Raw genomic sequence first — 16,156 nt, 5'->3', positions numbered from 1 at the left:
CGCGATTGTAGCGCCTCTGCTCGCAATCGACTAGCGCCAAGGTGAGAGTCTATACAATTGATTAACTTTTAACCGGTTCGCGCATCGCATTTTGACCCTGCATCGGGTAGCATGCGCGCCGCACAGAGACACTTCTACAGCAATTGATATCCTGGAGTACCATGACGGAGCAAATCACTCTTCGCGCCCCCGACGACTGGCATATTCACCTGCGTGATGGCACCGCCCTGGAACGCACCGTTGGCGATGCCGCCCGACAATTTCACCGCGCAATTGTGATGCCAAATTTGGTACCGCCCGTCACCACCGGTGAAGGCGCAGCCGCATACCGCGAACGCATTCTCGCGCATATCCCAGCCGGCCACACTTTTGAACCGCTGATGGTGATTTACCTCACCGACAAGACCGATGCCGAAGTGATTCGCCAGGCCCACGCCAGCGGCGTAATCGCAGCAAAACTCTACCCGGCTGGTGCCACCACCAACTCCGACTCCGGCGTAACTGACATTGCCAATATTTACCCGGCTTTGGAAGAAATGCAGTCCTGCGGCATGAAGCTGTTGGTACACGGTGAGGTCACCACCAGCGATATCGATATTTTCGACCGCGAGCAGGTATTTATCGAGAAGACCCTAGCGCGCCTGGTAGAAGATTTCCCCACTCTGAAAGTGGTTTTTGAGCACATCACAACCGCCAATGCCGCTGAGTTTGTGCAAAATGCCCGCGAAGGCGTTGCCGCGACGATTACCGCGCACCACTTGCTGTACAACCGCAACCATATGCTGGTTGGCGGTATTCGCCCGCATTTTTACTGCCTGCCAATTCTCAAGCGCGGCGATCATCAGTCCGCACTGATTGAAGCCGCCACCAGTGGCAGCCCGAAATTTTTCCTCGGCACCGACTCAGCCCCCCACGCGCACCACAAGAAAGAGCACGAGTGCGGCTGTGCCGGTTGCTACACCGCCTACTCCGCTATCGAGCTGTACGCCGAAGCCTTTGAGCGCGCCGGCAAGCTGGATAAGCTCGAGGGCTTCGCCAGCAATTTCGGCCCGGATTTCTACGGCCTGCCGCGCAATCAGGACACCATCACTCTGGTGAAGCAGCCCTGGGCACTTCCCGAAGCGCTGGATATGGGCGGCGAAAAGCTGATCCCCCTGGCCGCCGGTGAAACCCTGAACTGGAAGCTCGTATAATTCCAGTTCAAACCCTCGCGGGCCCAAGCCCGCGAATCCCCTACCCCGCCGGATTTATCCCGGCACAACTGAGATTTACAAGGACCCAAAGTGACCCCGGCCGAAGAACCCACAGGACCAAAGAGCTCCCTTGCCCAGCGATTTCGCGGCTTCCTGCCGGTTGTGATCGATCTGGAAACCGGCGGCTTTAATGCGCGCACCGATGCCCTGCTGGAAATTTCGGCGGTAATCCTGGATATGGATGAAGAGGGGAAACTTTTCCCGCTGGAAACCCACAGCTTTCACCTGGAACCATTCGATGGCGCCAATGTGGAGCAATCGGCGCTCGACTTTATCGGCATCGATCTGGAATCCCCCGAGCGCGAGGCCTGGCCCGAGGAAATCGCCCTGCCGGAAATGTTCCGCAAGATCCGCAGTGCCGTGAAGAAACACAGCTGCACCCGCGCCATTATGGTTGCCCACAACGCCCACTTTGACCTGGGCTTTGTGAATGCCGCGGTTGAACGGACCGGGATCAAGCGCAATCCCTTCCACCCCTTCTCCTGCTTTGACACCGCTACCCTCGCCGGACTCGCCTACGGCCAAACCGTGCTAGCCAAAGCCTGCCAGGTAGCCGGTATTGAGTTCGACAATAGCTGCGCCCACTCCGCCGAATACGACGCGGAAAAAACCGCAACCCTGTTCTGCGGTATCGTCAACAAATGGCGGGAGCTGGGTGGCTGGCCAGTGGCGAATACCGAACTCCTGGAGCAAGAGACCGAGTAATTCTCGTTCGGGCCAGTGCAACTGGCCCTCTCCCACAAACCACCCTTTAGTGACAGTACAACCTCTGTATATGGCGGCAAACTGTGCACTATGAGTGCCACTTAGGCAGTTGGATGCTTTTTTATCCAATTTGCTGTATGATGACTGGCCAACCCAAAACACCGGACAGTCACCGTGGCCAAAAAAGCATCCTCCTCTTCCAGTCGTAAGCAGACCGCCCCCTTAGAGACCAGCGAGAGTATTGAGGCGCAAGTGCAAGCCTTTTTGGAGAAGGGTGGCGAGATCGAGCAGGTCCCCAAGGGTGTCAGCGGCCAGACCAACACTTCCGGTCCCAAACATATCACTCTGGGCAAAAAACCTCGCAGCTAACTGTTTGCAACTAGCTAGGCAAATCACCCCACAGTGAAAACCCCGATTGCAGTGCTTACTTATCAGTAACTGAACAATCGGGGCAAAAAAAAGGCCGCTAAGCAGCGGCCTTTTTTATTTGGAAGCTCTTCCCGATTAGGGCATTTCTTCCAGCTCTGCACCTTCCTTCACCGGCGGCATCAGATCCTCTTTGCTGATCTTCAATGCCATCAGCACGTTCGCAGCGACGTAAACAGACGAGTAAGTACCCACAACCACACCGACGATCAACGCCAGGGAGAAGTTGTGGATCAGCTCACCACCAAAGAACTGCAGTGCCCAAAGCACTAACAAGGTGGTGAAAGAGGTCATAAAGGTACGGCCCAGTGTCTGACTGATGGAGATGTTAATAATCTCCTCCGGCTCTGCCTTGCGTACTTTGCGGAAATTCTCGCGGATACGGTCGGATACCACGATAGTATCGTTCAACGAGTAACCGATCACCGCCAGCACCGCCGCCAACACGGTCAGATCGAAGTCCAGCCCCATCAGAGCAAAGAAGCCCAGCACAATAATGACGTCATGGCCCAATGCCGCTACCGCACCAACCGAGAACTTGTACTGGAAACGCAAAGCCACGTACATCATTACCAGTGCCAGCGCCACCAACATACCCAGGCCGCCGTCGTCGCGCAGCTCAGCACCCACTTGCGGGCCGACCAGTTCGACCCGGCGCAGGGTGACGGTGCCCTCACTACCTGCACGCAGAACCTCTACCACCTTGTCACCAATAGGCGTAGTGGTCTCCTGATCGGTGGCGCTAATGCGAGTCTCTTCTTCGGCTACCTCTGGGGGCAACTTGATCATTAGCTCGTTATCGGAGCCGTAGTTAACAACCGTGGCGCCTTCGAAGCCGGCATCTTCCAACTGAGTGCGCACGTCGTTAATAAACGGAGTAACTTCGTAGCCCACTTCTACCTGGGTACCGCCGGTAAAATCCAGACCGAACTTCAGGCCCTTGGCCGCCAGTATCCCGATCGAAGCCAGCACCAGTACAACGGACAGCACGGTGGCAAACTTGCGCCAGCGCATAAAGTCGTACACGCGCTTGCCCATGTACTCGGTAATCTTTCCGCTTTCCACTTTGGTCTCACTCATGGCCAGCCTCCTTAAATCCAGAGTTTCTGTACACGGCGGCCGCCGTAGAACAAATTGATGATTGCGCGTGTGCCCATGATGGCACTAAACATAGAGGTGAGAATACCGATAGACAGGGTCACCGCGAAGCCCTGTACTGGGCCGGAGCCGATAGCGTAGAGGATCACCGCCACAATCAGGGTAGTGATATTCGCATCCACAATGGTGCTGTAGGCGTTATCGAAACCGGCACTAATCGCCGTTTGGGGAGGCATCCCATTCCTGAGCTCCTCCCGTATTCGCGAGAAGATCAGCACGTTGGCATCCACCGCCATACCCACGGTCAATACGATACCGGCGATACCGGGTAGCGTCAGGGTGGCGCCGAGAATCGACATCACCGCCACCAGCAGAATCATATTGACCGCCAGGGCAATATTGGCGGCGAGGCCAAATACCCGGTAGGAGATCAGCATACAAATAATGACTGCGAGCAGACCGATCTGTACCGACTGCACACCCACCTTGATGTTATCCGCACCCAAGGACGGGCCGATCACACGCTCTTCCACAAAGTACATGGGAGCCGCCAGCGCACCGGCGCGCAGCAGCAGGGCCAGTTCCTGGGCTTCTGCCGGGCTGTCCAGTCCGGTTACACGGAACTGTTTGCCCAGGGCGCTCTGCACGGTGGCCAGGCTGATAATCTTTTTATCTTCGGTTCTAACCTGCTCGACAATCTCATTGCCCTCGGCATCCGTTTTGGTCTGCGGGGTAAAACGGGTCTCGATAAACAGGGTGCCCATTCGGCGGCCGACATTCTTCCAGGTGGCACGATGCATCAGCTCACCACCACGGGAATCCAGGGTGATATTCACCTGGGGAAGACCGCTCTCATCGTAGCCGACACGCGCATTGGTTACGCTGTCACCCTTGATGATGATCTTGCGCTCCAGCCAGGCGCCGCCGTACATCTGCTGTTGGCGCTCGCTGCGGTACTCGAAGTACTCCTTGTTGGTGACCAGCTCATCGGGGCGGGCCTCCATACGGTATTCCAGGTTGGCGGTCTTACCGATAATCCGCTTGGCTTCGGCGGTGTCTTGAACACCGGGCAGCTCCACCACAATACGGTTGCGCCCCTGGCGCTGTACGATCGGCTCGGCCACACCCAGCTCATTCACCCGGTTGCGCAGGGTGGTGAGGTTCTGGGAAACCGCATAATCTTCAAGCTGTTTGATCTCTTGCTCGGACAAGGTGGCCCGGATTTCCAGGTTCTCGCCACTGCCGGTCTCGCGCAGTTGCAACTGCGGGAATTCCTTACGCATGGTGGAAAGGGCCAGACTGCGCAGCTCCTCGTTGCGGAAGCGCGCCACAATCTCGCGATCGTCGATCAGGTTAACGCTACGGTAACGGGCCTTGGCCGCGCGCAGTTTGGTTTTCACATCCTGCACATAGCCTTCCATATTGGTTTTTACGATGGTGTTGGTATCCACCTCCATCAGGAAGTGCACACCACCGGCCAGGTCGAGACCCAGCTTCATCGGGCTGGCGCCGATATCACTGAGCCACTGGGGGGTAGTCGATGCCAGGTTTAGAGCAACCACATAGTCGCTGTGCCCCAGAGCCTCCTGAATCGCGCGCTTGGCAGGTAGCTGCTGGTCGATGGACTCGAGGCGAATCAAAATCGCCTTGTCACCAACCTCACCACCGAAGTGGGGGATACCCGCCTCATCCAGGGCTTTGCGCGCCTTGGTGAGGACGTTCTCGTCCATCTCCATGGCACTGGACTGCCCGGAAATCTGCACCGCAGGGTCCGGCTTGTAGAGGTTGGGCGCGGCGTAGATCAGGCCGAAGGCCACAACCGCGAGAATCAGAAAGTACTTCCAGATCGGGTAGCGATTCATGCTGTTCTCATTGTTCTAGTGTGACCCCGAGGGCCGGTAAATCTTGGCAATCTGCCTGGATATGTGGGCGCAGTACACAAATTGCAAGGTGCACAGCCGCCGACAAAAGTGGGAGCGATTATACGGGGATCGAATGAACGGACAAATGACAGGGGCACAATCGTGCGATCGACTGCGCCCCAGATAGGATAAAAGTGCGACAGGGTTAGGCCTGCAGCGGCGGCACCTCACGATCCAGACCGCGGTAGAACTCCGCGACATACGCCTCCAACTCGTTGGCGGCAATGGCGTCGCGCAGCTTTTGCATCAGGCGCTGGTAGTGGCGCAAATTATGAATCGTATTCAGCTGCGCACCGAGAATTTCACCACAGCGATCCAGGTGATGCAGGTAAGCGCGGGAGAAATTCTCACAGGTGTAGCAATCGCACTCTTCCTCCAAGGGGCCCGTATCGTGGCGGTGCTTGGCGTTGCGGATTTTCACCACACCTTCGAAGGTAAACAGGTGGCCGTTGCGCGCATTGCGCGTGGGCATGACGCAGTCAAACATATCCACACCGCGGCGAACCGCTTCGACAATATCTTCCGGCTTGCCCACGCCCATCAGGTAGCGCGGCTTATCTTCCGGCATCTTGTGCGCCAGGTGATCCAAGACCTTGATCATCTCCTCTTTCGGCTCACCCACAGACAGGCCCCCAATGGCATAGCCATCGAAACCAATCTCGGACAGGCCGCGCAGGGACACATCGCGCAACTCCGGGTACATACCACCCTGCACAATACCGAACAGCGCCGATGGGCTATCGCCGTGAGCCTTCTTGGAGCGCTCCGCCCAACGCAGGGACAACTCCATAGATTTACGCGCTTCATCGGTAGTGGCCGGATAAGGGGTGCACTCATCGAAGATCATGACGATATCGGAACCCAGGTCCCGCTGAACGCGCATGGATTCTTCCGGGTCCAGGAATACCGGGCTGCCATCAATAGGCGAACGGAAAGAAACCCCCTCCTCCGTAATCTTGCGCAGTTCGCCCAGGCTAAATACCTGGAAACCGCCGGAGTCGGTGAGGATCGGTCCGGACCACTGGGTAAAATCGTGCAGATCGCCGTGGGCTTTAACCACTTCGGTACCCGGGCGCAGCATCAGGTGGAAGGTGTTGCCCAGAATAATCTGTGCACCGATCCCTTCGATATCCCTCGGCAACATGCCTTTCACGGTGCCATAAGTGCCCACCGGCATAAACGCCGGGGTTTCCACCACGCCGCGAGGGAAGCGCAAGCGACCGCGACGGGCCTTGCCATCAGTGGTATCCACTTCAAACTGCATAAAACATTCGCGGCTCACTGGGTATCTCCTTTCGCTGGTGCGACTTCTTCTTTTTTGGCATTGGGATCGCGGGTAATAAACATGGCATCGCCGTAACTAAAGAAGCGGTAACGCTCCTCAACTGCGGCCTTATAGGCGGCCATCGTATGCTGGTACCCGGCAAAGGCGCTCACCAGCATCAATAAGGTGGATTCTGGTAGATGGAAGTTGGTGACCAACTTATCCACAACCTGGAATTCATAACCGGGATAAATAAAGATATCTGTCTCTCCCACGGTGGCCTGTAACTGGCCACTGCGCGCCGCACTTTCCAGCGCGCGCACGCTGGTGGTACCCACCGCAATCACGCTGCCATTGCGCGCGCGGCAAGCGGTTACCGCATCCACCACTTCCTGGGAGACATCCAGCACTTCGCTGTGCATCTGGTGCTCGTAAATATTGTCTACGCGCACCGGCTGGAAAGTACCCGCACCCACATGCAGGGTAACGAAGACAACCTCGACACCTTTATCCCGCAGCGCACCGATCATTTCATCATCAAAGTGCAGCCCCGCAGTAGGCGCGGCCACTGCACCGGCATTGCGGCCGTATACGGTTTGGTAGCGCTCCCGATCGCTGGCATCGTCTTCACGATCAATATAAGGAGGCAGCGGCATATGGCCGAGGCGATCCAGAATCGCCAGCACACCCTCTTCTTTGGGGAAGGACAATTCAAACAGTGCATCCTTGCGGCCGGTCACCTCTATACGGGTACCGTCTTCAAGGACGATCGTGGAACCGGGCTTAGGCGACTTACTGGAGCGCACGTGGGCCCAGATATCCGTCTCGTTGAGCACCCGCTCCACCAGGATTTCCAACTTACCGCCGGTCTCCTTTTGCGCGAACAAACGCGCCGGGATCACCCGGGTATCGTTAAAGACTATCAGGTCACCTGCCTGTACCTGGTCGAGAATATCTGGGAACTGCCGATGTGCAATGGCCCCACTGGGCCCATCCAGACACAAAAGACGGCTGCCACGGCGCTCTTCAGTAGGCGCGCGGGCGATCAGCTCATCGGGCAGATGAAAGTCAAAGTCCTGACGCTGCATGGAATCCTGGAAATCTAGAAACTATGGAGAGGTCGCGAAGGTTATAGGAAATTTTAGGAGCTGTTAACTGGGACGACAGAAAATGCGCTAAGTTATTGAAATCACTGGTTGACCCAGACCAAAGCATTGCTATAATCACGCCCTCTTCGCACCGACCCCAAGGTCGAACAGCGAAAGTGCCAGAGTGGTGAAATTGGTAGACACAGGGGATTCAAAATCCCCCGCCCTTAAAAGCGTGCCGGTTCGAGTCCGGCCTCTGGTACCATCTCTCAAACCCGCGATAGCGTAAGCTTTCGCGGGTTTTTTAATTCTGGCTTACCTCTCCCTATTTTTAAGGAATGGCGCTCAAAACAACCTTAGTGTCCACACAGAAATTTTTTGAGCCTAGATTGACCCACTTCAAAAGCCTTCCAAAGCGTTCATTCTGTGAAAGTCCCATCTCAGCTTGAACCTACGCCAGCTCAAGACATGAGCCCAATCTCTATTTCATCATCTAAAGGGGCGCTCTAAATCGGCAGGCGTGGGGAGGAGTGACCGGCGCCCTTTTTTACTGCACAATTAACATTATAGAGATCAGAAGGAACTGATTATGCGAGCTTTAAAGGCGAGTTTGTGTTCTGCAGCTTGCTTGATTGCTTTATCTGGCTGCAGGGACACAATGAAAGGAAATGAAACCTATCCAACGGTAGCCAACTTAATAGAAGTAGAAGCAGACCAACTCAAGATTATGGAGGTTAGAGATATCGATAAAGATATCCTGATCGTAGTTGGTGAATCCCCCACTCGTAAATATGAAGTCGAATTAACTGATGCCAACCTGAAGCAAGATTTCGCAATCAACTCCTTAGAAAATGAAGAAAAGATAAACGCGAAGTGCCTATGGAATAGTGAAGAATATCTATTATTAAAAAAATATCTCACCGTAGCTACTGCCAGTATCACTGATGAAGCTGTGATAGATTCACAGCTATGTAACCCTTCCCTCCAAAAATATCTAACCCTCACTGTTATTGATTCTTCCATTACTCTAAATAAAGAGCGCAAACCACTTGATTCTCCACAAAAATCAACACTAAGCATCAGAGACCGTCCCTTTCAGATAAGGTCACAATTTTATAATTTAATTCTTATATCTCAAAATAAAACGACAAAAAGGACAAAAAAAATGGATAAGATATCTTACCCCAACATATACATATCTTTTGCCGGTGAAAAAATTGGGCGTGGAGTTTTTTCTGGGCGCTCTTTTTCCGAGGGGGAAGAAATTGAAGAAACCCCAGTATTTATCTTAAGCAAAGAACATCCTGAACTACCCAAGGAATTTCAGAACAGGGTTTTTAGATGGGATTTAATGACCAACACTACATCTGGGCCAGCCATCGCCCTAGGCTTTGGAAGCTTATACAATCACAGCGAACAGCCAAATGTCATTTATCTAGCAAACAATAACGATAAAACTTTAAAATTTAGGGCCCGGCGAGACATAATCAAAGGAGAGCAACTTACAATTCATTATCGACAAGAAAACAACGGAGAGATCCCAGAAAACCACAACTGGTTTGAGGAGGAAAACATTGAGAAACTAAATATTTAAAATCTACTCAAGGCAACTCCCTCATCATCCAATTGAAACCATAAAAAAGACCTAAAGTATGGAATTATTAAAATTGATTTCTATCAAAGATATCATTTTATTGGCATCTGGAGGTGCGATAGGATACCTAGCCAATTTCATTGTCGCCAAACAAACCGAAAAAAAAAGAGGGCTGACAATTGAAACCACTGGTCGCAGAATAATTGTAGAGTCTGCAAGTTCCTGCCCTTTTACAATTAGTGATTTAGATGGCCATAAAATAGATAACGTTTACCTGATTAATGTTCGCATATGGAACAAAGGCAAGCAACATATCGAGAAAAAAGACATAAGCAGAGAACACCCTCTTGAAATCAACTTTTCAGACGACACACAAATTCTTGGCGACCCTATTATTTTTCGAGGGAGCGATAAAATCGGCCTCAACACCCATAAAAAGGATGAAAACAAGTATGGTATTGACTTCGAATGCATCAATCCAGGTGAATGGTCAGAGATGGGATTTTTCATCAAAGAAAACCCAAACATAAAAGTAAGCGCCTCAGGGCGAGTGTACGGGCAAAACAATGATTTCAACATTTCAATTGATGACAGCAGAGTCAGCTGGTCAGAGCGGTTGATCGTAGGCTGGTTGTTACTAATTCTAGTCTTAAGCCCAGCATCACTTATATACGGGGCTTGGTGGTTGTTTAATGAATACTCCTTTGCAACCCTAGTCAATAATCCTGAATCCATCCCTGACAACCTAAAAAGATTACTTGGGCTTGGACTTATAGTTCCTTTACTTGCTTTTCTAGGCTATAGCCACGTTTGGCTTAAAAGACGAGGGAACCCTAAATCCTACCCCATTGATGAAGATTACTCACCTAGTGAAACAAAGAATATTGGAGCACTATGGGGAATAGCCCTATCAGGTAAGAATTATAGAATTTCAGGATCCTCAAGAAACAAAGGTGATATCTATGTGCCTAATGAATAACACAACATACATATAAACAGATAACTTAATAAAATACAGCAACAACAAAAAAAGCTACCATCAAAATAATTAAATTGTAATTATTATACTGCCCATTAAAAGGATTTACCATGGATCGAATTCTCTATCACTACACGAATGAAACTGGTTATTCAGGAATTCTTGCTAGCAAATCAATCCTCCCCTCCCTTAAAGCAAACAACCCTAAGGATGCGCGCTTTGGAGACGGACAGTACCTGAGCGACATAACTGCCGGCACAAAGCGACCTGGACAGCTTTCCATGATATTTTTAACATTCCTTGGGCGGATCACAGGTTTACACATCACATCAACATTAATGTGAAAGGTTTGAGTGTAATCTACGGAAGAAAGCATGTGCACCTTATACCCAACTCAGAACCACTGGATATTACTGAACACCTAATAGGTCACGGCAAAAATTAAAGCGAGGTAAATCATGCCTTTCTATATTTATTCCAAGTGGCACAATAGTCCAAGTGACTACCCGGTAGAATTCTACAGCGAACTCAACAGCGATCGCTTTGAGACACGAAAAGTAGAAGTATTCAAAGATGGATCGCTAGGCTTTGCCTCCCCAAAAGCCTCATCAAAAACAACAAAACTCGGTATTGCAGCTGTACCACCTTTTGCTGAAATTGCCAATCAGACCGAGTTTGATATAAAAACCATTACACCTCAGCAATTTGAAGCCAAATGGAAGGAAGCCACAGAAAAGTGAGCATAAATTATTTAAAAGGTGATGCCACCGCCCCTTGCACTGAGGGGCACGCTATCATTACCCATGTATGCAATGACTTGGGGAAATGGGGGCGTGGATTTGTATTGGCGATTAGCAAAAGGTGGAAAGAACCTGAACACCAATACAAAGCTTGGTTTAATGGTAATACAAAACCACAACTTGGTGATGTTCAGTTCGTTGCAGTAACTGAAACTCTAACTGTCGCAAACATCATCGGCCAACATGGTGTTCGCTCGCCCAGAAACAAAACAGCTCCCGCACCAGTTCGCTACGATTCAATTCGGGAGGGGCTCTCACTTGTCGCAGACTTTGCACTTGAAAAATCGGCATCTGTTCACATGCCTAGAATTGGATGTGGACTTGCAGGTGGCCTATGGGAAGAAATAGAAATGATCATCCTTACCACCCTTATATCGAAAGGAGTAGAGGTGTTTGTTTATGACTTAGAATGAGCCATAAATTTTTCAAAGGATTTTAACTTATCATATTTACTCTAATTACAGAACTTCCAGCACGCTCTTATATATAGAAAAATTCAACCTTATCCAGCTAACCCCATTTCGAGAACTATATTTAGCAATTTGGGCTTATCGTTAAGCTAACATAGAACAACAACCAGCATAAGCACGCTCACTCAGGACACTAGCAACCCCTCAGCACAATAATTATTTACTATGGACTCCCAACAAAAATGAAACTCATAACAACAATGTCAGCGGAAGAGGCTCGCAGTTTTTTTCTTAAACATGAAAGCTATTGCAACTTTTCTCTTCCACCATACTTTGATTTTCAACCAATTTTAGAAGTGGTCAAAGATGGATTAAGTGGAATTCAGAACGGACTAAGTGATATAGGCTTAAAAAAAGCATCAAAGTTTGATAGAGTTAATTATATCCTTCAAACTAATAAAGATGGTCACTATGCATGGCGGCCATTCCAGTTGATCCATCCTGCTTTATATGTTCACCTCGCATCGATGATAACAACAAATGAAAACTGGACTTTAATTAAGCAAAGATTCGAAGAATTTAGGGAAAATGAAAAAATATGTGCAGCTAGTTTACCTCGTGAAGCTAGTGACGATAATTCTTCTAACGCTGCAGAGTCTGTTAAAGGATGGTGGAATGAGGTTGAGCAGTCATCCATTGAGAAATCATTAGATTTTAAATATGTATTTCATACAGACGTAGCAAATTTTTACCCCTCAATCTACACACATTCAATATCGTGGGCAATCCATAAAAAAGAAGTAGCAAAAAAACCTGAGAATAGACACAATTATGACTTCATTGGAGTTTCCATCGACAAAGCTATTCAACATATGCAAAACGGCCAAACTAATGGAATCCCTCAAGGCTCTGTCTTAATGGATTTTATTGCCGAGTTAATATTAGGGTATACTGATAGTGAATTGTCGAAAAGGTTAAATGCATTAGGTATCGAAGACTACCACATAATAAGATACCGAGATGATTACCGAGTTTTCACAAACACCAAAGAAGACAACGACACAATTGCACAGCAAATCGCATTAACCCTTCAGGATTTGGGCTTACAACTTAATGCTTCAAAAACGACTTCAAGTGAAGATCTTATTATTGGCTCTATTAAGGAAGACAAGCTTGAAGCGCTCTCTCTATTTGACAAAAGTCAGAGGGAAGCGACCATTCAAAATTCACTATTAAAAATAGTATTGTTTTCTCGAAAATTTCCCAACTCGGGCCAGATTCTGAAGCAACTTGCCAAACTAAGCAGGAGGCTAGATAAAAAGAAAACACTGAAAGAAAACCCCAGAATAATTATTAGCATAATCACCGATATTATGGTTAATAATCCCCGAACTTTCGCATCATGCGCGCTTACATTAAGCAAAGCCCTAAAATTTATTGACGACATAAATGAGAAGATAGAACTACTAAAAAAAATTAGAAACAAGCTCAACTCTATTCTTGGTACGGGGGTATTGGATATCTGGATGCAACGTATTTCCTATTCAATTCAACCTGATATGGAGTACGATGAGCCATTATGCAGTATTACTGCAGGTGTCCCAGGTATAGAAATTTGGGAGTACAACTGGATCGATAACGGTACTTTCAAAAATAACTGCCTTTCAACCTCAATTATCAACCGTGAAATTCTTGCGAAACTTGATTCAGAAATCAAAGAGGATGAAGTGGTGTTATTTCCATACGGTACAGATTCCGGGGGATAGCATGAAAGTAATTTATAGTGACGCGCTGAGATTGACAGCAAACTAATTAAAAGGACTTAAAATTCTTGGGTTTCGCTAATTTTAGTCCCTAATTTAACGCCACTTCTAGTGTGTTAAGCCATACAAAAACTAAAGTGCATATTTATCACCTTGAAATTAACCACGGGTTATTCGAATTTGAGTCAGACAGCTGAGCGGGCTCCAAAATTGATTTTCCAAACTATCTACACCCCCTTTCCACCAACATCCCGCCCCTGCCAATCGAGTACTCAGTAAACTTACCTGTCAAAATATCCAAAATCTGCAACCAAGAATAAAACGCCGCTTTCTTAGACTTCGCAATCTCTTTCGCTAGCTCCATTGCCGTTTCTTCTGTAGGTGCAGAACCTCTGAAACTCTTTGCGCCACCATTCATCAAGTGAACCCGTTCTGCGAAAATGGCATACCTGTTTACTCTATTCTTCATAACTTCTCTCCTTTTAAGTGTACAACCAGCTTAAGCCCGAACCGCGCTAAGCTGAGATTTCAAACTATCCGCACTGCTCTTGTGCCCATTAATTGCCGCCTCTTGCGTTGGCTTCTGTCCATTCCCTGGATGCGAGTGAGTCGCGAGGGTGGCGGCTAGGGCAGACACTACGCCAATTAAATCTTCTAATACCTTCAGCACATTTAAAGATTCACTGCCTAACCAAACCTTTCCGCCATCTTTTACTTTGATGGTTTGGCGGACCTTGGCCACAGATTCGCGAATATTTCCGATCTGTTCTTTTAAGTCGCGTCCCCCGGAAATATTAATATCACTACCGCTTGTAATATTTAGATTATCCAGCGCGGATAAGTTCAGGCCGCCAGCAGATAAGAAACGTAAAGTTCCAAGGGCTTCAATTATTTTTACGCCGGCCACCTCTTCTACGGAATGTTCCCGTACCTGTCGGTATTCACTGTCGCAGCTCGATTGAATTTCTGCGGCCTCTGTAATCCTTCGTAATGATTTTTCGCGAATATCCCCGTGTGTTTCCCGGCTCCACTCTGCGCTGGCGTCCACCTTTTGCCGTACAGAGTCGCATTACTGCCAAAGTAAATCTTCACGGTCGAGCGCTGGGAGCCCTACCCCATGCGATAACACTGTACGAACAAATAGCTCATCAGCCATTGCCTGCATAGTGCAGCGATAGCGTTACAAAAAACAGGCAAGCAATCAAATTAAAAACCTCTACCATCTCGTAATTTATATCGACATAGGACGGATAAATAACTAGCCAAGCTACCAACATTTATGTTTACATCACGTTGTGTGATCAGCATTTACAATTCAAACAAATCATCTTGAAGACAATAAAAAGGCATATTTAATTTAAACTCTCATTTTAACTAAGCTTTAGTAGCATTAGGCTCATTATATGAATAGTAAGAATACAATTACTTCCGGTGGTTGCTTGTGTGGAGCTGTACGGTACGAAGTTAAAGGGCCACTACGCAACGTAGTTAACTGTCATTGTAGTATGTGTCAAAAGCTACATGGAAGTTTCGGCCCTCACACAAAGGCTCGAAAGGTCAATATTAAGATAACAAAAGATGACGGGCTGGCGTGGTATAAAACATCAGAAGTAGCCCGCAGAGGTTTCTGCCAGCAATGTGGCTCAAGCCTATTCTGGGAACCATTTAATCTCGATGCTACTGGAATTATTGCAGGATCACTAGATGGCCCAACTGGGTTGAAAACTATGGGGCATATTTTCACCGGCGAAAAATCTGATTTTTACGAAATTGATGATGAACATCCTCAATTCAAGGGATCATCAAATGGGCAGCTTGTCAATGACTACAAATAAATCATTATTTTTTTGACTGAGAGAAAACCACAGGTCTAAACGAAGAAAAGAAATATAAAATTAATCTTTCGGTCATAGGCTCAACCCCTATCTGACCGAAAATAATCAATTTAAATAGCAAGTGAGCTGTCACCTAAGTGGAAATATCGACTTTAGTGACAGCTAAAATTAAAATTGGAACAGTGAAAAACAACATAGCTAATAGCCTTTTAACAGAAAAACAGCCTCTCGGGAAAGAATTTTCCTGGCCGCTCTCGCAACAGTTAAGGCTCCCTTCTATGATGCCTTCTTCTATGATGTCCTCTTCACTTTTATCGAACTTGACTGAAACCAGAGGGTGCCATTCATTAGCTATTCAGTTTTTACTGTCCGGACACTCTCTTTCCTCCAACACCCCACCGGTCTTGATTGAATACTCGGTATAGTTACCAGTCATAATATCGAGAATTTGCAGCCAAGAATAAAACACCGCTTTTTCAGACTTAGCAATTTCTTCTGCCAGATCCATGGCGGCTTCTTCTGTGGGTGCAGAATCCCTAAAACTTTTTGCACCGCCATTCATCAAATGAATTCGTTCTGCAAAAATTGCGAATCGATTGATCTTTTTTCCCATGATCTATCTCCTTATCGATAAAACTGCTTAAGCCCTTACATCCTCATACAGGGGCTGCCAGCCAATCCATACTGCGCTCGACCTCCCGCATCTGCGTCAATGTCAGATCCAACTCCTTGCGCAGATTTACACCTACAGAAACTGAAAAGCTGCGCACATACTTCGTATAATTCAGCATACAGATAGCATACATTGCTCGGTTGTCATAATCCGAGCGATACCGGCAAATCCGGACAGGCTCTCCGTCGAAAATGATGCTTCTGGTTCCCATGACTACCCTTATCAAACTACTGTACATACATACAGTATAAGATATGGTGATCCTGCTTTGTCAACCCACAATGGACTCAACACCCTTAATGAGCCCTGAATAGGCTAAAAATCAATCTGTTATCACAAAGTGGGG

Annotated in this window: 17 protein-coding genes, 1 tRNA gene and 1 pseudogene; 11 read left to right on the top strand and 8 right to left on the bottom strand. The window is 48.4% G+C overall.

What is annotated here, in order from left to right; translation table 11 throughout:
• Positions 1-161: 161 nt before the first annotated feature.
• The 3 genes from pyrC to ACJJIB_RS06635 all read left to right on the top strand — a co-directional run bounded on the left by pyrC (position 162) and on the right by ACJJIB_RS06635 (position 2,327).
• Positions 162-1,193, top strand: a complete 1,032-nt coding sequence (pyrC, locus tag ACJJIB_RS06645) for a dihydroorotase (RefSeq protein WP_444888289.1) — start codon at positions 162-164, stop codon at positions 1,191-1,193.
• A 90-nt stretch (positions 1,194-1,283) separates the two neighbouring features.
• Positions 1,284-1,958, top strand: a complete 675-nt coding sequence (gene rnt, locus ACJJIB_RS06640) for a ribonuclease T (RefSeq protein ID WP_252084942.1) — start codon at positions 1,284-1,286, stop codon at positions 1,956-1,958.
• 174 nt (positions 1,959-2,132) lie between these two features.
• On the top strand, positions 2,133-2,327 hold the full coding sequence (locus ACJJIB_RS06635; RefSeq protein WP_252084941.1) for a PFL_1563 family small protein: 195 nt from the start codon (positions 2,133-2,135) through the stop codon (positions 2,325-2,327).
• A 135-nt stretch (positions 2,328-2,462) separates the two neighbouring features.
• Here the strand turns inward: ACJJIB_RS06635 and secF are convergent, their stop codons facing one another.
• From secF to queA, 4 genes are all read right to left on the bottom strand, one after another.
• Positions 2,463-3,464, bottom strand: a complete 1,002-nt coding sequence (gene secF / locus ACJJIB_RS06630) for a protein translocase subunit SecF (RefSeq protein ID WP_444888288.1) — start codon at positions 3,462-3,464, stop codon at positions 2,463-2,465.
• 11 nt (positions 3,465-3,475) lie between these two features.
• Positions 3,476-5,344 (bottom strand): protein translocase subunit SecD, encoded by a 1,869-nt coding sequence (gene secD / locus ACJJIB_RS06625; protein WP_444888287.1) that lies wholly within the window; start codon positions 5,342-5,344, stop codon positions 3,476-3,478.
• A 205-nt stretch (positions 5,345-5,549) separates the two neighbouring features.
• Positions 5,550-6,668, bottom strand: a complete 1,119-nt coding sequence (gene tgt / locus ACJJIB_RS06620) for a tRNA guanosine(34) transglycosylase Tgt (protein ID WP_444888914.1) — start codon at positions 6,666-6,668, stop codon at positions 5,550-5,552.
• 14 nt (positions 6,669-6,682) lie between these two features.
• Positions 6,683-7,756 carry a tRNA preQ1(34) S-adenosylmethionine ribosyltransferase-isomerase QueA gene (gene queA / locus ACJJIB_RS06615; protein WP_444888286.1) on the bottom strand — a complete coding sequence of 358 codons (1,074 nt, stop codon included), beginning with the start codon at positions 7,754-7,756 and terminating at the stop codon, positions 6,683-6,685.
• A 178-nt stretch (positions 7,757-7,934) separates the two neighbouring features.
• Between queA and ACJJIB_RS06610 the strand changes: the two genes are divergently transcribed.
• The 7 genes and pseudogenes from ACJJIB_RS06610 (at position 7,935) to ACJJIB_RS06580 (ending at position 13,305) form a co-directional block, all read left to right on the top strand.
• Positions 7,935-8,021, top strand: a tRNA-Leu gene (locus ACJJIB_RS06610).
• Between the two features lie 324 nt (positions 8,022-8,345).
• Positions 8,346-9,350 carry an SET domain-containing protein-lysine N-methyltransferase gene (locus tag ACJJIB_RS06605; protein WP_444888285.1) on the top strand — a complete coding sequence of 335 codons (1,005 nt, stop codon included), beginning with the start codon at positions 8,346-8,348 and terminating at the stop codon, positions 9,348-9,350.
• A gap of 58 nt (positions 9,351-9,408) precedes the next feature.
• Entirely contained in the window at positions 9,409-10,329 is a 921-nt protein-coding gene (locus ACJJIB_RS06600) for a hypothetical protein (RefSeq protein ID WP_444888284.1), read from the top strand.
• 110 nt (positions 10,330-10,439) lie between these two features.
• Positions 10,440-10,774: pseudogene (locus ACJJIB_RS06595) on the top strand (HYD1 signature containing ADP-ribosyltransferase family protein).
• 13 nt (positions 10,775-10,787) lie between these two features.
• Positions 10,788-11,069 (top strand): DUF6881 domain-containing protein, encoded by a 282-nt coding sequence (locus tag ACJJIB_RS06590; protein WP_444888283.1) that lies wholly within the window; start codon positions 10,788-10,790, stop codon positions 11,067-11,069.
• Positions 11,066-11,542, top strand: coding sequence for a macro domain-containing protein (locus ACJJIB_RS06585; RefSeq protein WP_444888282.1), 477 nt, complete (start codon positions 11,066-11,068; stop codon positions 11,540-11,542). The genes ACJJIB_RS06590 and ACJJIB_RS06585 overlap by 4 nt, the downstream gene beginning before the upstream one ends.
• A 239-nt stretch (positions 11,543-11,781) precedes the next feature.
• On the top strand, positions 11,782-13,305 hold the full coding sequence (locus ACJJIB_RS06580) for an RNA-directed DNA polymerase (RefSeq protein ID WP_444888281.1): 1,524 nt from the start codon (positions 11,782-11,784) through the stop codon (positions 13,303-13,305).
• A gap of 220 nt (positions 13,306-13,525) precedes the next feature.
• Here ACJJIB_RS06580 and ACJJIB_RS06575 read toward each other — a convergent pair whose 3' ends face one another.
• Together ACJJIB_RS06575 and ACJJIB_RS06570 are read right to left on the bottom strand one after the other, a co-directional pair.
• Positions 13,526-13,771, bottom strand: coding sequence for a hypothetical protein (locus ACJJIB_RS06575; RefSeq protein ID WP_444888280.1), 246 nt, complete (start codon positions 13,769-13,771; stop codon positions 13,526-13,528).
• Positions 13,772-13,801: 30 nt separating this feature from the next.
• Positions 13,802-14,350: a hypothetical protein gene (locus tag ACJJIB_RS06570; RefSeq protein ID WP_444888279.1), complete on the bottom strand. Its 549-nt coding sequence runs from the start codon at positions 14,348-14,350 to the stop codon at positions 13,802-13,804.
• A 355-nt stretch (positions 14,351-14,705) separates the two neighbouring features.
• On the opposite strand from ACJJIB_RS06570, the gene ACJJIB_RS06565 reads away from it, so the two are divergent.
• Positions 14,706-15,137 carry a GFA family protein gene (locus ACJJIB_RS06565; RefSeq protein ID WP_444888278.1) on the top strand — a complete coding sequence of 144 codons (432 nt, stop codon included), beginning with the start codon at positions 14,706-14,708 and terminating at the stop codon, positions 15,135-15,137.
• Positions 15,138-15,492: 355 nt separating this feature from the next.
• Here ACJJIB_RS06565 and ACJJIB_RS06560 read toward each other — a convergent pair whose 3' ends face one another.
• Entirely contained in the window at positions 15,493-15,750 is a 258-nt protein-coding gene (locus ACJJIB_RS06560) for a hypothetical protein (protein WP_444888277.1), read from the bottom strand.
• Between the two features lie 43 nt (positions 15,751-15,793).
• A complete protein-coding gene (locus ACJJIB_RS06555; RefSeq protein ID WP_444888276.1) occupies positions 15,794-16,021 on the bottom strand; it encodes a hypothetical protein in 228 nt (75 codons plus the stop codon).
• Between the last annotated feature and the right edge of the window lie 135 nt (positions 16,022-16,156).

The sequence above is a fragment of the Microbulbifer mixtoriginis (SeqCode) genome (assembly GCF_052467705.1).
Note: the sequence above shows the minus strand (reverse complement) of the source record. Positions and strands in the feature narration are given on the sequence as shown.

Bases quoted from the DNA above. Each gene is read 5' to 3' on its own strand.
- pyrC (WP_444888289.1), top strand. From the start codon at position 162: ATGACGGAGCAAATCACTCTTCGCGCCCCCGACGACTGGCATATTCAC.
- secF (WP_444888288.1), bottom strand. From the start codon at position 3,464: ATGAGTGAGACCAAAGTGGAAAGCGGAAAGATTACCGAGTACATGGGC.
- secD (WP_444888287.1), bottom strand. From the start codon at position 5,344: ATGAATCGCTACCCGATCTGGAAGTACTTTCTGATTCTCGCGGTTGTG.
- tgt (WP_444888914.1), bottom strand. From the start codon at position 6,668: ATGCAGTTTGAAGTGGATACCACTGATGGCAAGGCCCGTCGCGGTCGC.
- queA (WP_444888286.1), bottom strand. From the start codon at position 7,756: ATGCAGCGTCAGGACTTTGACTTTCATCTGCCCGATGAGCTGATCGCC.
- ACJJIB_RS06605 (WP_444888285.1), top strand. From the start codon at position 8,346: ATGCGAGCTTTAAAGGCGAGTTTGTGTTCTGCAGCTTGCTTGATTGCT.
- ACJJIB_RS06600 (WP_444888284.1), top strand. From the start codon at position 9,409: ATGGAATTATTAAAATTGATTTCTATCAAAGATATCATTTTATTGGCA.
- ACJJIB_RS06590 (WP_444888283.1), top strand. From the start codon at position 10,788: ATGCCTTTCTATATTTATTCCAAGTGGCACAATAGTCCAAGTGACTAC.
- ACJJIB_RS06580 (WP_444888281.1), top strand. From the start codon at position 11,782: ATGAAACTCATAACAACAATGTCAGCGGAAGAGGCTCGCAGTTTTTTT.
- ACJJIB_RS06575 (WP_444888280.1), bottom strand. From the start codon at position 13,771: ATGAAGAATAGAGTAAACAGGTATGCCATTTTCGCAGAACGGGTTCAC.
- ACJJIB_RS06565 (WP_444888278.1), top strand. From the start codon at position 14,706: ATGAATAGTAAGAATACAATTACTTCCGGTGGTTGCTTGTGTGGAGCT.
- ACJJIB_RS06560 (WP_444888277.1), bottom strand. From the start codon at position 15,750: ATGGGAAAAAAGATCAATCGATTCGCAATTTTTGCAGAACGAATTCAT.
- ACJJIB_RS06555 (WP_444888276.1), bottom strand. From the start codon at position 16,021: ATGGGAACCAGAAGCATCATTTTCGACGGAGAGCCTGTCCGGATTTGC.